The organism is Rhizobium sp. BK376 (assembly GCF_004341625.1).
GTDB lineage: Bacteria > Pseudomonadota > Alphaproteobacteria > Rhizobiales > Rhizobiaceae > Rhizobium.
This window is the reverse complement of sequence record NZ_SLZG01000001.1, coordinates 441,520-455,027: the sequence shown is the minus strand read 5'-3', so window position 1 is coordinate 455,027 and position 13,508 is coordinate 441,520. Positions and strand designations below refer to the sequence as shown.

Here is a 13,508-nt window from a genome sequence, read left to right as displayed (position 1 = left end):
AAGTTTCCGGCTCTATTCCTGCTCCTCGGCCATATAGCGCCGCTGGTGCCTCAGCCCCATATTGGCCAGCAACTCGTAACCGATCGTACCCGCCGCACGGGCTGCATCGTCGACGAGGATGTTGCTGCCGAAAAGCTCGATATAGTCGCCGGCCCGCACCAGATGTTCTGGAACATCGGTGATGTCGAAGATCGTCATGTCCATGGCGATACGACCGGCGACTGGGACACGGTGGCCGGCAATAAAGCCCTTGCCACCCTGCGGAAGTGCGTCGCGCAGGGGTACGCCGCCGCTCGAGAAGCTGCGGAGATAACCGTCGGCATAGCCTGCGGCGACGACCGCGAGCCGGCTGTCGCGCGTCAGCTGGAAAGCTTGGCCGTAGCCGACGCCTTCGCCCGCCTTGGCTGAGCGCGTCTGGATGATCCTGGCCTCGGCGGTTGCGACCGGCCGCATCGGATTTGCAATGCCTCTGACTGCCTCGCCGCCATAGAGCGCAATACCGGGGCGGGTGAGATCGAAGTGATATTCCGGGCCCAGGAAGATGCCGGCCGAGGCTGCCAGGCTTGATTCGATACCTTCGAATGCAGCGCTAACCTTCCGGAATGATTCAAGCTGCTGCCTGTTCATCTGATGGGAGGGATCGTCGCCACAGGCAAGGTGGCTCATGATCAGCACCGGCGCCAGGCTTGCCGGCCGGGATACATCGTCGGCAAGCATGAGCGCCTCGTCGACAGACAGGCCAAGGCGGTTGAAGCCGGTGTCGACCTGCAAAGCGCAGGGGTAGTCGCCATAATCGGCAAGCACGGCCGTCCAGAAGCTGAGCTGTTCTTCCGACGCGATGACGGGAACGAGATCGTTTTCGAAGAAGAGCCGTTCCATGCCGGGCCAGATGCCTGACAGTACGAAGATGCGCGCGTCCGGCGCATAGAGGCGAAGCGTTGCCCCTTCCTCCGCCGTCGCAACGAAGAAGTCGCGCGCGCCGGCAAGATAGAGCGCTTCACCGACATCTTCCGTGCCGAGTCCATAGGCGTCAGCCTTCAGGACGGCGGCCGTGCGCGCCCGTCCGGAGCGGCGGGCCAGATCACGCCAGTTCTCGACGATGGCTCCCAGATCGACTGTCAGACGCACGCCGGCGGTGTCAAAGGCATCGTAGTCGTCGGAGAAATCTGTCATGGAATCGCCTTGAATAAAAAAAGTGGCCGGAGGGGGATGATCTCCGGCCAGAGTAAAGATGATTTCTGTCGATAGAAAGTCTCAAGCGGCGCATGACTGCTCTGCGCCGCCAAGCGTTTTCAATGTTCCTCGTACTGGATGAAGGACGAATCGGCGAGGTCGGCAAACCGGGTGAACTCGGCCTGGAAGGCGAGCCTCACCGTGCCGGTCGGTCCGTGGCGCTGCTTGGCGATGATGACGTCAGCCGTGCCCTTCACCTTTTCGAACTGCGCTTCCCATTCCGCATATTTCGGATCGGCCGGATCGCGGGGTTCGGAGTTTTTCACATAGTATTCCTCGCGGAACACGAAGAGCACGACGTCGGCGTCCTGCTCGATCGAGCCCGATTCGCGAAGGTCGGAGAGCTGCGGCCGCTTGTCGTCGCGGCTTTCGACCTGACGTGAGAGCTGGGACAGCGCGATGATCGGAACGTTGAGTTCCTTGCCGAGCGCCTTCAGGCCGGTGGTGATCTGGGTGATTTCCTGAACGCGGTTTTCGTTCGACTTGCCCGAGCCGGTCATCAGCTGGACGTAGTCGACGACGAGGACATCGAGGCCGCGCTGACGCTTCAGGCGACGCGCGCGGGCCGACAGCTGTGCAATCGAGATACCACCGGTCTGGTCGATATAGAGCGGCACCTTCTGCATCATCATCGAGCAGGCGACCAGCTTTTCGAAATCGGCATCATTGATGTCGCCGCGGCGAATCTTGGAGGAGGAAACTTCCGTCTGCTCCGAGATAATACGTGTGGCGAGCTGTTCGGACGACATTTCCAGCGAGTAGAAGCCGACGACGCCGCCGTTCTTGGCCTTCATCGAGCCGTCCGACTGCACTTCGCCTTCGTAGGAAGCCGCAATGTTATAGGCGATGTTGGTCGCAAGCGAGGTCTTGCCCATGCCGGGACGGCCGGCAAGGATGATCAAGTCCGAACGCTGCAATCCGCCCATCTTGCTGTCGAGCGTATGGATGCCGGTCGAAATGCCGGAGAGGCCGCCATCGCGCTCCTTGGCAACCGCCGCCATGTCGATCGCAAGCGCCACGGCGTCGTTGAAGGACTGGAAGCCGCCGTCGTAGCGGCCGTTTTCGGCCAGTTCGAAAAGACGGCGCTCCGTATCCTCGATCTGCGCCTGCGGCGGCATGTCGAGGGGGGCGTCATAGGCGATGTTGACGACGTCCTCGCCGATGGTGATCAGCGCGCGGCGCAGCGCCAGATCGTAGATCGCGCGGCCATAGTCCTCGGCATTGATGATGGAGACGGCTTCGGCGGCAAGGCGGGCGAGATATTGCGCGACGGTCAGGTCGCCGACTTTGTCGTCGGCCGCCAGGAACGTCTTGATGGTGACGGGGTTCGCGGTCTTGCCCATGCGGATGATGTCGCCGGCAACCTCGAAGATCTTGCGATGCAGCGGCTCATAGAGATGAACCGGCTTCAGGAAATCCGAAACACGATAATAGGCGTCGTTGTTGACCAGGATCGCGCCCAGAAGCGCCTGCTCGGCTTCGATATTGTTCGGCGCTTCGCGGTAGTGCTGTTCAGCGGTGGCAACGGCAGCGATCTTTCGCGCGGTTTCATTCATCGTCGTTTGTCTCGATCTCTTTTTGTGGGTCCGAGGTTTGCGGCCATAGCGCCGCCGGGTCAACAGCACCAGGGGAATAACGAGCGCGTGGGCCTCGTTCACCCGACCTATTCCACGTTGTTCCACTCATCCACAGGGAGCAGCCAAATAAACAAAAAAGGCTGTTGTCGCTTCCTTGCAACGGGTCGTTTCAGGCGAATCGCTGCGCACACCAACCACAGCGGGATATTAGCCGGATCTAGGGATGCTTGCATCCGCCCATGTGATAAACTTCCTTGAATGTGAATTGGAAGCCGGTTACATCGACTGGTATAAATTAGCATACTAATCATATGAAACGGCCATAATGTCCGGGAAGCCGACGAACCGCCAACTGTTCGATGAACTGTCGTCCTTCAACAGAAAGTTGCGGGCGAGCTTCGATGCTCTCGTGCGCGAGCATGGCATGACATTGGCGCGGGCACGCGTATTTTTTGCGCTCTCGAAACGCGATGGCATCAATCAGCGCGAGCTTGCCGACGAGCTCGAACTCGAGACGCCAACTTTGGTTCGCATCCTCGATGCGATGGAAGCGCAGAATTTCATCGAGCGCCGTGCTGCTCAGGCGGACCGGCGCGCCAAGCTCATTCACACCACCGATTCCGGAAAAGTGATCGCCGCCGAGATAGATGCGCTTGCGACAAGCGTTCGCTCGGATATCTTGGAGGGAATATCGGACGAGGATATCGCAGTCGCCCTGAAGGTCATCCGTGCCATGGCCGCGAACCTCCCGAATGTCGGCAAAGGGTGAGGTGAAGGCATGAGTGCCGAGGCGGCCCGGATCGTCGAGCTTCCAGAAGAGGAAGCGAAAGAGGCCGCACCTGTTGAACCGGCCGTTCCCCCCGCGCCGCCGCCTGTTCCGAAATGGAAGGCGTTTCTCTACTTTTTATCCTCTGTCCTGTTTTTCCTGACCCAGGGACTGGGTCTGAACCTCGCCTTCGCCAATCTCACCCAGATCCAGGGCTCGATCGCCGCGACGACCACGGAATCCGTATGGTTGTCGGCAGCCTATCTCGCGCCGAATGTCAGCCTCGCCATCGCCCTGGTGAAAATCCGGATGCAGTACGGTATCCGTAATTTCGCCGAGATCAGCATCATGGGCTTCGTCATCGCCTCGCTGCTCAATCTCTTCGTGTCGGATCTGCAGTCGGCGATCGTCGTGCGCTTCCTCAGCGGCATTGCCTCGGCGCCGCTCTCCACGCTCGGCTTTCTTTATATGCTGGAGGCCTTTACGCCGGCCAAGAAACTGACGGTCGGCGTCAGCCTTGCCATGATGAATACGACGCTTGCCGCTCCCGTCACGCGGCTTGTTTCGCCGTCGCTGCTCGATTTCGGTGAATGGCGCGGCCTCTATACGCTGGAGATGGGGCTGGCGCTGCTCGTCATCCCGATCATCTACCTGCTGCCGCTGACCGCGCCGCCGAGGGTCAAGGTCATCGTACCCGGCGATATCCTCGTCTATTTGTTGATCGCGGTCGGCTTCGGCGCGTTGGCGGTCGCGCTCTCGGTCGGACGCGTCTATTGGTGGCTCGAAGTACCTTGGCTTGGCATCGTCCTGGTCGTCTCCATCGTAACGATCGTGCTGGCGATGGTGATCGACCTGCACCGGCGTCTGCCGCTGATAGACGTCCGCTGGCTCTGTAGTTGGCCGAATATCCACATGACGGGTGTTCTGCTGGTCTTTCGCCTGATCATCGCCGAACAAACGTACAGCGTCTGGACCTACTACCAGAACGTCGCGAACCTGCTCTACGATCAGCTGATGACCCTCTATTGGATCATCCTGGCCTTTTCGCTGGTGGGTGGCTTCATCTGCGCGGCCCTGATGAATTACGGTCTCACCTGGCAGATTCAGATCCCCGCGTTGATCATGATGGCGACAGGCGCTTTCATGGACAGTCAATTGACCAGCCTGACGCGGCCCGAGCAAATGTATCTGAGCCAGGCCCTGATGTCGGCGGGTGCCGCGCTCTTCCTACCGCCGACCATATCGGACGGATTCAAAGCCGCCTTCGCCAAGGGGCCCCCCTATCTCGTCAGTTTCTTCGTGATCTTTCTTTTTACTCAGAGCATCGGCGGTCTGATCGGGTCGGCCTTCTTCGGCACGCTGATCACCATCCGGGAAAAATTCCATTCGAACGTCTTGGTTGAACACGTGCTGCTCACCGATCCCAACGTCGCCCTGCGTGCCAGCCAGCTTTCCGCCGCCTACAGCAAGGTTATCGGCGACGCCGCGCTCCTGAAGGGCGAGGGGCTGGCGCTTCTCGGCATCCAGGTCACGCTTCAGGCCAATGCGCTTGCCTATGGCGACGCCTTCTTCGTTGCCGGCGTCATCGCTGTGCTGGCGCTGGCCGGTCTAATCCTGCATCTCGTCTTCAGAGCCGTGAAAGCCCGTCTGGCAACAGAGCCGGTGGCTGAAGCGACATCCAACGCATGAGGAAATGAAAGCGCTCCATGTCGAAGCTCGTCCGTTCCCCGATTGAAGTCGTTGCCGTTCTCGCCGGAGTGGGAGGAGTGATGCTGGTGCTCTATGCCTGGCATCTGCCGCCCTTCAAGACCTCGGTGGAGGTAACGGACAACGCCTATGTCAAAGGCTATGTCACCACGATCAGCCCCCAGGTAAGCGGCTACGTCACCGACGTGCCGGTCAAGGACTACGAAGTCGTGAAGCAGGGCCAGATCCTGGTGAAGATCGACGACCGCATCTATGTGCAAAGGGTAGCGCAAGCGCAGGCAGCGCTCGATGGCCAGAAGGCCGCCCTGGCCAATTCGAGACAGCAGGAACTTGCTGCAAAGGCCGGCATCGCCTCAAGCAAAGCCCAGGTCGACAGCGCCGATGCCGCTCAAAAGCGGGCGCAGCTCGCTTGGGATCGTGTGGCAACATTGGTCGCCAAGGGTGTCTCGACCACCAGCGACTCTGAGACCGCGCAGGCAACGCTGGAGCAGGCGAAAGCCTCGGTCAATCAGGCGCAGGCGGCGGTCGAAGTGTCCAACGAGAACCTTACGACCATCATCGTCAACCGCGCCTCGCTCGAAGCGGGTGTCAGCAATGCGGAGGCTGCCGTTCAGCTCGCGAACATCGACCTGGAAAATGCGACGGTTGTCGCTCCGAAAGACGGCCGTGTCGGCGAAGTGGGTGTGCGCATCGGCCAGTATGTGACGGCGGGCACACAGCTGATGTCGCTGGTGCCCCAGGACGTCTGGATCATCGCCAATTTCAAGGAAACGCAGCTGGACGGCATGAAGGTCGGCCAGCCGGCCTACTTTACCGTCGATGCGCTGCAGCATGAGCGAATGACCGGGCATGTCGAGAGCTTCTCGCCAGCCGCAGGCTCCGAATTCGCCGTCATCCGCCCGGACAATGCAACAGGCAATTTCACCAAGATTGCCCAGCGCGTCGGCGTTCGCATTTCCATCGACCCAGGCCAGCCGCTTGCGGCATCTCTGTCGCCTGGTATGTCCGTCGTCGTCTCGATCGACAAGAATTCGCAACCCCAGCCGGCCGGGGCCGCGCGGTAGCCGCTGAATCTTTCCGATCAACAAAAAGCCCGGCACATGGCCGGGCTTTCGCATTTCTAAAACTGAGAAGCGATCAAGCTTCTTCGTCTTCGATGCCGTCAGCTTCCGGATCGAAGAAATCTTCCGGACGAAGTGCATCTTCGTCGACGCCGTAGATGGCGTCGGCAGAAGTGAGGGTTTCGCCCTTGGACTGGCGCTCTGCTTCTTCAGCGGAACGGGCAACGTTGAGTTCGATTTCGATTTCGACTTCGGAGTGAAGCGCGATCGTGACCTTGTGCAGGCCGATAGCCTTGATCGGCGTGTTCAGGTGAACCTGGTTGCGGCCGATGTTGAAGCCTTCGGCAGCCAGGATGTCGACGACGTCACGGGCAGCAACCGAGCCGTAGAGCTGGCCGGTTTCGCCGGCGGAGCGCACGACGATGAAGGACTTGCCGGCGAGAACGTCGGCTACGGTCTGAGCTTCGCTCTTGCGCTCGAGGTTGCGGGCTTCGAGCGTCGCACGCTCGGATTCGAAGCGCTTCTTGTTGGCGTCGTTGGCGCGCAGGGCCTTGCCGAGCGGCAACAGGTAGTTACGGGCAAAGCCGTCGCGAACCTTAACCACTTCGCCCATCTGGCCGAGCTTCGGTACGCGTTCGAGGAGGATGACTTGCATGTTCTTGTCCTTTCGATTTCAGAGTTTCGTATCAGGTTGTTTCGAGGCATTGCCATCCTTGTTCGGGGTCAGCGCGATCGCCTTGCGCGTGTCGGCGAGCCCCAGAACGAGGATGAAGAGGATCGGCATGACCATGGTCGATGCCAGGTAGCAGAGGATCAGGGCCGGCAGCCGCCATTCCTTTCCGCGGGTGCGGAAGTGAAGTGCTGCAAATCCCGCAAGCAGGAAACCGGCACCGAAGGCGCCAAACAGCGTGGCGCCGATCATTGCCGGAACGCCGCCCGCAAAGCAGGCAAGCAGACCGGCGAGGAAGACGAAGATCGAATTCCGGTTCATCCTCAGCGTGGAGGGAATATCCTCGCGCGGGCGAAGATTGCTGCCCGACGCCGTGACGATGCGCGTCGCGACATAGTAGGCGGCAAAGAGCATGAGAACCCAGATCGCACCCTGCAGTGCCGGCAGCATCAAGACCACCAGCGACTTCGTCTGAGCAATCGAGGCCGGGTCAGGCGTGAAGGCCGGCTCCTGCTGCTTGACCGAATCCATCAGCGCATCGACCATCTGGTCGGTAAGGCCCGGGCCGTAGCTGATCATGAAGCCGACGACGATGACTGCGACCGTGACGAGAGCGCAAAGGTGAAGCAGAATATCCGAAAGCGGATACCAGGCCGTCAGATGGTCCGGCCCGCCAAGCTCGGAAGCCGGCCGCGCCAGGTTGGCGAGGTGGCTGAGCCACCCGGCCGGCGCGAGCGTCACCAGCGTCATGATCAGGGCAAAGGAGGGCGAGATGGCAATCGCACCGAGCACGAACGCGGTCACGATCGAAACGATCGCTGCGACATTGCCCCAGCCGAGGCCGGCGATCAGGATAGGAAGTGCCGAAGCAGCGTAGAGAACCGCACTGAAAGACGGCTGCGCATCCGCACCGAGCACGAGCAGGGTGGCGGTCAGGCCGGCGAGCGCGCCGATCATCAGCAATCTTGGGTTCAATCTGTTCACGTCGCTGTCCTGCTTGTTCAAGCAGTTAGAGGAAGTTTCCGATTCAATCTCGGAAGAGCCTCAACATGGGGTTTAACGGTCTCGATCCACGCCCATCGTGGAAGGAGTGAGGCAAGGCACGGATGCCTTCCCTCGAATTCTAAGTTGTCGGTCGCTTACGCGACGACGTACGGCAGCAGGCCGAGGAAGCGGGCGCGCTTGATCGCCTGAGCGAGTTCGCGCTGCTTCTTCTGGGAAACGGCCGTGATACGCGAAGGAACGATCTTGCCGCGCTCGGAAATGTAGCGCTGCAGAAGACGGACGTCCTTGTAGTCGATCCGCGGAGCGTTTGCGCCCGAGAACGGGCAGGTCTTGCGGCGGCGATGGAACGGGCGGCGGACCGGTGCGGAGGAAGCTTCAGACATTCTCAGATCTCCTTATACGCGGTCTTCGCGCGGACGGCGCGGACGGTCTTCACGGTCACCGAAGCCACCTTCGCGCGGCGGGCGCGGACCACGGTCGCCGAAGTCGCGGCGCGGGCCACGATCGTCGCCATCGCGGCGCGGACGGTCGTCACGATCGCGCTTCTGCATCATGGCAGACGGGCCTTCTTCGTGCTTCTCGACAGCGATCGTCATGTAGCGCAGGACGTCTTCGCTGATGCGCATCTGGCGTTCCATTTCCTGGATGGCAGCCGCCGGAGCGTCGATGTCCATCAGGGCGTAGTGAGCCTTGCGGTTCTTCTTGATGCGGTAGGTGAGGGACTTGAGGCCCCAGTTCTCGATACGCCCGACTTTGCCGCCGTTTGCTTCGATCACGCCCTTGTACTGTTCTACGAGGGCATCGACCTGCTGAGCGGAAATATCCTGCCGGGCAAGGAATACATGTTCATAAAGAGCCATGACAGCTTTGCCTTTCTTGCGTTGGTTCAACCCGATATTCGGCGGCTAAGCCTCAACGACTGCTCCTGATGGGCGGACCCAGGCAAGAAAAGCGTTTCCGAGACGGTCGAGAGCGGAGACACGGGAGGCTGGAACGCTTCCGTTCCGAACGATCTCACCATGGTGAGACCGGCCCTCCGTTCAGCCACCAGCCAGAAGACCGGGTTTGCGAACAGGGCGGCTTATACGGATTTTTGAATGAAAGGCAAGAGCGGGATTGATCTAATCGCCGCTCAACACGCGGAAAGCATCAGTTGGAGTACTTTCGGGATATTCAATTGTAGTTCTGGACCTGCTAATACAACTTGATCGTAGGCCCGGCCTGATGCGGGTTCTGGTTGCAGTTGCAGTGGTACTGGATGGTCGAGCATGAAACGCCATGCGATGCAGGCCCGGAGCGAGAAGAAGGACACACTCTCTGAGTGGGCCTTGCCGTTACGGCTGCATCTGAGCGTCATCATCATGGGGCTGCTCGCCTGCACCTCGCTTCCACTCGTATGGATGGGTTACGAACAAGGAAAGTTTACGGCCTTGTCGACCGGCGAGGCCGAGATGCGCCAGCTTGGGCTTCGCGCGATCGAGGATTACACTCAGGTGTTCAACAGCGGAAACGCTGCGATCGGAACCGGCTCGGTCGTTCCGGAAATGCTGACTGCGCCACCAGAGGATCTGAAGGCAAAACAGGACTTTCTGCTGAAAATCTTGCAGTCATCCTTCCGCATCGACGGCGTATATGCGGCTTATCCAGATGGGAGCTTCGTGCAGGCTGTCAATGTCGCAGCAAATCCGGAATGGCGAAATGATCTGGACACGCCCAAGGAGACAGCATTTGCAATCCGAGTGATCACGAAGATTGATGGGGGGTCCAATACGACCTGGACGTTCTACGACAGGGATACGCGTCCGATCAGCAGCCACGCCGACCGTGATGATATCTTCGATCCACGTTATCGGCCGTGGTATCTCGCAGCCCTTGGCGAGGGCAAGACGGTATCGGTCGGCCCCTATGTCTCGGCATCGACCAGGTTGTTGACGATGACGCTGGCGACGCCCGCAGGGGAGGGCGACCGCGTGGTGATCGCGGCCGATGTGTTGTTGCTAACTCTGGGCGAGATTGTCGACGTGAGCGCGCTTTCGAAGCGGGCCCTCGGCTACGTCTTTGACCCGAGAGGCCGCCTGATCGCTCATTCCGACAAGGATGTCATGAATGAAATCAGGAGCGAGCTGCGTCGCGGTCAGGAACCGTCGGTTACAACCTTGGCGCAGGCGGATCCCGCAATTCCGCCAATTGCCAAACTAGTCGCATCAGCGAACGGCGTGGGAACGGGCGAGGTCGTGCATTTTCCGGTACACGGGCGCGAATATCTGGCGCAGATCTTTCGCCAGGAGGTCGCTGGGCTGGCTGGCAAATATTCAGTCGTCATAGCTGCGCCGCTCGACGAGTTGGTCGCCCCCGTCGAACGCAGGCTCAAGCGCAACCTTGCGATCGCGGTCGTCTTTCTGGCCGGGGGTGTGCTGGCAGCGCTCATCATCTCCAGGCTGATCAGCAGATCATTGTATGCCCTTGCCGAAGAAGCCAGGCACATGGGCAAGCTCGAATTTGGCGAAAGCCGTGTCACGCATTCCTTCATTTCTGAGGTCAATGCACTCGCAAAGGCGCAGAGCTCCGCACGCAATGCCATCAGGACCTTTTCTCTCTATGTGCCGCGGGAGCTTGTGCGCAGGATCGTCGCTGCAGGCCAGGCCGTCGTGGGTGCAGCGGTCCGGCAGGAGATCACGGTGCTCTTCACCGATATACGCGATTTCACCACCATTGCGGAACAGCGCTCGCCAGAGGAAGTCGTCGCCCTTCTATCGAGCTATTTCGAAGCCCTCAACGATATCATCGAGCGCCACGGCGGCACGATTGTTCAGTATATGGGAGATGGGCTTTTTGCCATGTGGAACGCTCCGCTTCCCGATGATCGGCATGTCGAAAATGCCTGCCGCTGCGCTCTTGCGATGAAAGCGGCGATCGACGTCATGAACGCCGCCAATGAGGCGGCCGGCCGCTCCATACTCTTCACCCGCTTCGGCCTGCATACCGGACCGGCCGTTGTGGGCAGTTTTGGCGCCGAGACACGTCGGCAATATACCGCCATTGGAGACACGGTGAACGTCGCTTCGCGTCTCGAGGGCCTCAATCGGCAGTATGGAACTTCGATCCTTGTAAGCGGCGAGGTCCGCTGTCTGGTCGGCGAAATGTTCGAGCTCGCTCCCATCGGGACAGTCAGCGTCAAGGGGCGCACAGGAGAGACGGAGCTGTTCGAGCTCAGGGCATGCGCCACCGAAGCCCCAACAGCGCGAATTCCCTCTCCCTGATTGCGGGAGAGGGATAAGGCGAACTCCGTTACATCGGCATCGGGTAGAGCCGGTGCACCTTTTCGATCTCGGCCAGGATTTCGTCGCTGAGCGTCACGTTGACCGATGCGATATCGGTCTCCAACTGGCCCATCGTGGTGGCGCCGATGATGACTGAGGCCATGAAGGGCTTGGTCAGGCAGTAAGCCAGCGCCATCTTCGACGGGTCGAGATTATACTTGGCGGCGATCTCGAGATAGGCCTTCACAGGCGGTTCCTGCAGCGGCTGCAGGCGTCCGCCGATATCGCGGTTGATCGAGCCGCGCGAACCTTCTGGGCGTGCGCCCCCGACATACTTGCCGGAGAGAATGCCGCCAGCGAGCGGCGAATAGGCGAGAAGGCCGACATCCTCATAGTGTGAAAGCTCCGCCAGATCGAGATCGAAGTGCCGGTAGAGAAGATTATACTCGTTCTGTGTCGTGGCGACGCGCGGCAGGCCCTTCTGCTCAGCGATCGTCAGGTATTTCTGGATACCCCAGGTCGTCTCGTTGGAAAGCCCGATCGCGCGGATTTTGCCGGCCTTCACGTGCTCGCCCAAAGTTTCAAGGATTTCCGTGATATTCGCGATTGCGGCTTCGCGATCCTGGCCGAACGGGTTGTAGTGCCAGTTCTGGCGGAAGTGGAAATGGCCGCGGCTCGGCCAATGCACCTGGTAGAGGTCGATGTAGTCCGTCTTCAGACGCATCAGGCTGGCGTCGATCGCAAGGCGGATGTTCTTGGCGTCGGCGCCTTCGCCGCCGCGCAGGTACTCACGGCCCGTGCCGGCAACCTTGGTTGCAAGCACGATGTCGCTGCGCTTGCCGGTCTTTTCGAACCAGGTGCCGATATATTCTTCGGTGCGGCCCTGCGTCTCGGCCGAGACGGGCGTTGTCGGATAGAGTTCGGCTGTATCGAAGAAATTGACGCCTTTTTCGACGGCGTAGTGCATCTGGTCATGTGCTTCGGCTTCGCTATTCTGCGTGCCCCAGGTCATGGTGCCCAGGCAGATTTCGGAAACGGAGATGCCGGTGCGGCCTAAATTCCTATATTTCATGGGAAAACCTTGGTCATATCGGGAAAACTCGATCTGGGAGGATCAGGCGAAGTAAGACAGGAAAGACGCAAGCGCAATAGGAAAATCTACTGCCTTCGCAACGGCAAAAGCCTGGAAAAGCAGGCCTTGCGCTATTGACTCCGGGAGGAAGAATGTCAATTGGGAGCAAAACGACCCCAAGGAAGCCAATATAATGACCGTTGCTTTCACATTTCCCGGCCAGGGAAGCCAGGCCGTCGGCATGGGCAAGGACCTCGCCGACAACTACGCAGAAGCCCGCGCCGTCTTTGAAGAAGTGGACGACGCGCTCGGGGAAAAGCTCTCCGACGTCATTTTCAACGGCCCCGAAGACAAGCTGACGCTGACCGCCAACGCCCAGCCGGCGCTGATGGCCGTCTCGATGGCAGTCGTTCACGTGCTGCATGCGCGCGGCCTCGATCTGAAGGCAAACGTTGCTTATGTGGCCGGCCATTCGCTCGGCGAATATTCCGCCCTTTGCGCAGCCGGCACTTTCTCTGTTGCGGACACGGCACGTCTGCTGCGCATCCGTGGCAATGCCATGCAGGCGGCGGTTCCGGTCGGCGTCGGCGCGATGGCCGCAATCATCGGGCTGGAACATGCTGATGTGATGGCCGTCTGCGAAGAAGCTTCTGCTGTCGGCGCCTGCCAGATCGCCAATGACAATGGCGGCGGCCAGATCGTCGTGTCGGGCGAAAAGGCGGCTGTTGAAAAAGCGGCCGAGCTTGCAACGGTCAAGGGTGCCAAGCGCGCCATCCTGCTGCCGGTCTCCGCGCCCTTCCATTCGACCCTGATGAAGCCGGCAGCCGAGGCCATGCGCGAGGCGCTGGCCGGCGTTGCCAAGTCGAACCCGGTCGTGCCCGTCATCGCCAACGTTCGCGCAGCACCTGTCACCGATGCCGCGGAGATTGCCGGCCTGCTCGTCGAGCAGGTGACAGGACAGGTTCGCTGGCGCGAGACCGTTGAATGGTTCGCCGCCAACAATGTGACAACTTTGTATGAAATCGGCGCAGGTAAGGTGCTGACGGGTCTCGCCCGCCGCATCGACAAATCGGTCAACGGCGTTGCGGTCAACACGCCTGCCGATATCGACGCAGCGCTTGCCGGCTTGCTCGGCTGAGCCGAAACTCGAAAAAGAG

General features: G+C 60.2%; 12 protein-coding genes. 5 read left to right on the top strand and 7 right to left on the bottom strand.

The genetic code is table 11. The annotated features are described in order from the left end of the window. Positions 1 to 12: 12 nt before the first annotated feature. Both alr and EV561_RS02325 read right to left on the bottom strand, forming a co-directional pair. Entirely contained in the window at positions 13 to 1,173 is a 1,161-nt protein-coding gene (gene alr, locus EV561_RS02330; protein ID WP_132517193.1) for an alanine racemase, read from the bottom strand. A 119-nt stretch (positions 1,174 to 1,292) separates the two neighbouring features. Continuing rightward, positions 1,293 to 2,789, bottom strand: a complete 1,497-nt coding sequence (locus tag EV561_RS02325) for a replicative DNA helicase (protein WP_132517191.1) — start codon at positions 2,787 to 2,789, stop codon at positions 1,293 to 1,295. A 346-nt stretch (positions 2,790 to 3,135) separates the two neighbouring features. Between EV561_RS02325 and EV561_RS02320 the strand changes: the two genes are divergently transcribed. From EV561_RS02320 to EV561_RS02310, 3 genes are read left to right on the top strand one after another with little or no spacing between them, the layout of a single operon-like run. After that, positions 3,136 to 3,579, top strand: a complete 444-nt coding sequence (locus EV561_RS02320) for a MarR family winged helix-turn-helix transcriptional regulator (RefSeq protein WP_132517189.1) — start codon at positions 3,136 to 3,138, stop codon at positions 3,577 to 3,579. Between the two features lie 9 nt (positions 3,580 to 3,588). Further along, the gene (locus tag EV561_RS02315) at positions 3,589 to 5,265 is read left to right on the top strand and encodes an MFS transporter (protein WP_245512566.1); all 1,677 of its coding nucleotides are present in this window, start codon (positions 3,589 to 3,591) and stop codon (positions 5,263 to 5,265) included. A gap of 17 nt (positions 5,266 to 5,282) precedes the next feature. Continuing rightward, complete coding sequence (locus EV561_RS02310) at positions 5,283 to 6,347, top strand: HlyD family secretion protein (protein ID WP_132517187.1); 1,065 nt, start codon at positions 5,283 to 5,285, stop codon at positions 6,345 to 6,347. A 73-nt stretch (positions 6,348 to 6,420) separates the two neighbouring features. On the opposite strand, the gene rplI is transcribed toward EV561_RS02310, so the two are convergent. The 4 genes from rplI to rpsF form a co-directional block, all read right to left on the bottom strand. Next, the gene (gene rplI, locus EV561_RS02305; protein WP_132517185.1) at positions 6,421 to 6,999 is read right to left on the bottom strand and encodes a 50S ribosomal protein L9; all 579 of its coding nucleotides are present in this window, start codon (positions 6,997 to 6,999) and stop codon (positions 6,421 to 6,423) included. An 18-nt stretch (positions 7,000 to 7,017) separates the two neighbouring features. After that, entirely contained in the window at positions 7,018 to 7,998 is a 981-nt protein-coding gene (locus EV561_RS02300; RefSeq protein WP_132517183.1) for a DUF2232 domain-containing protein, read from the bottom strand. Positions 7,999 to 8,153: 155 nt separating this feature from the next. Beyond that, on the bottom strand, positions 8,154 to 8,402 hold the full coding sequence (gene rpsR / locus EV561_RS02295; RefSeq protein ID WP_004680498.1) for a 30S ribosomal protein S18: 249 nt from the start codon (positions 8,400 to 8,402) through the stop codon (positions 8,154 to 8,156). 12 nt (positions 8,403 to 8,414) lie between these two features. Then, positions 8,415 to 8,879 (bottom strand): 30S ribosomal protein S6, encoded by a 465-nt coding sequence (gene rpsF / locus EV561_RS02290; RefSeq protein WP_132517181.1) that lies wholly within the window; start codon positions 8,877 to 8,879, stop codon positions 8,415 to 8,417. A 408-nt stretch (positions 8,880 to 9,287) separates the two neighbouring features. Between rpsF and EV561_RS02285 the strand changes: the two genes are divergently transcribed. After that, the gene (locus EV561_RS02285; RefSeq protein WP_245512565.1) at positions 9,288 to 11,279 is read left to right on the top strand and encodes an adenylate/guanylate cyclase domain-containing protein; all 1,992 of its coding nucleotides are present in this window, start codon (positions 9,288 to 9,290) and stop codon (positions 11,277 to 11,279) included. Positions 11,280 to 11,307: 28 nt separating this feature from the next. On the opposite strand, the gene EV561_RS02280 is transcribed toward EV561_RS02285, so the two are convergent. After that, on the bottom strand, positions 11,308 to 12,351 hold the full coding sequence (locus tag EV561_RS02280; protein WP_132517179.1) for an aldo/keto reductase: 1,044 nt from the start codon (positions 12,349 to 12,351) through the stop codon (positions 11,308 to 11,310). Between the two features lie 193 nt (positions 12,352 to 12,544). Here EV561_RS02280 and fabD point away from each other — a divergent pair, with 193 nt between their 5' ends. Next, positions 12,545 to 13,489 carry an ACP S-malonyltransferase gene (gene fabD / locus EV561_RS02275; RefSeq protein WP_132517177.1) on the top strand — a complete coding sequence of 315 codons (945 nt, stop codon included), beginning with the start codon at positions 12,545 to 12,547 and terminating at the stop codon, positions 13,487 to 13,489. Positions 13,490 to 13,508 lie beyond the last annotated feature (19 nt).

Coding starts and splice junctions, on each gene's coding strand:
- alr (WP_132517193.1), bottom strand. CDS start 1,173: ATGACAGATTTCTCCGACGACTACGATGCCTTTGACACCGCCGGCGTG.
- EV561_RS02325 (WP_132517191.1), bottom strand. CDS start 2,789: ATGAATGAAACCGCGCGAAAGATCGCTGCCGTTGCCACCGCTGAACAG.
- EV561_RS02320 (WP_132517189.1), top strand. CDS start 3,136: ATGTCCGGGAAGCCGACGAACCGCCAACTGTTCGATGAACTGTCGTCC.
- EV561_RS02315 (WP_245512566.1), top strand. CDS start 3,589: ATGAGTGCCGAGGCGGCCCGGATCGTCGAGCTTCCAGAAGAGGAAGCG.
- EV561_RS02310 (WP_132517187.1), top strand. CDS start 5,283: ATGTCGAAGCTCGTCCGTTCCCCGATTGAAGTCGTTGCCGTTCTCGCC.
- rplI (WP_132517185.1), bottom strand. CDS start 6,999: ATGCAAGTCATCCTCCTCGAACGCGTACCGAAGCTCGGCCAGATGGGC.
- rpsR (WP_004680498.1), bottom strand. CDS start 8,402: ATGTCTGAAGCTTCCTCCGCACCGGTCCGCCGCCCGTTCCATCGCCGC.
- rpsF (WP_132517181.1), bottom strand. CDS start 8,879: ATGGCTCTTTATGAACATGTATTCCTTGCCCGGCAGGATATTTCCGCT.
- EV561_RS02285 (WP_245512565.1), top strand. CDS start 9,288: ATGAAACGCCATGCGATGCAGGCCCGGAGCGAGAAGAAGGACACACTC.
- EV561_RS02280 (WP_132517179.1), bottom strand. CDS start 12,351: ATGAAATATAGGAATTTAGGCCGCACCGGCATCTCCGTTTCCGAAATC.
- fabD (WP_132517177.1), top strand. CDS start 12,545: ATGACCGTTGCTTTCACATTTCCCGGCCAGGGAAGCCAGGCCGTCGGC.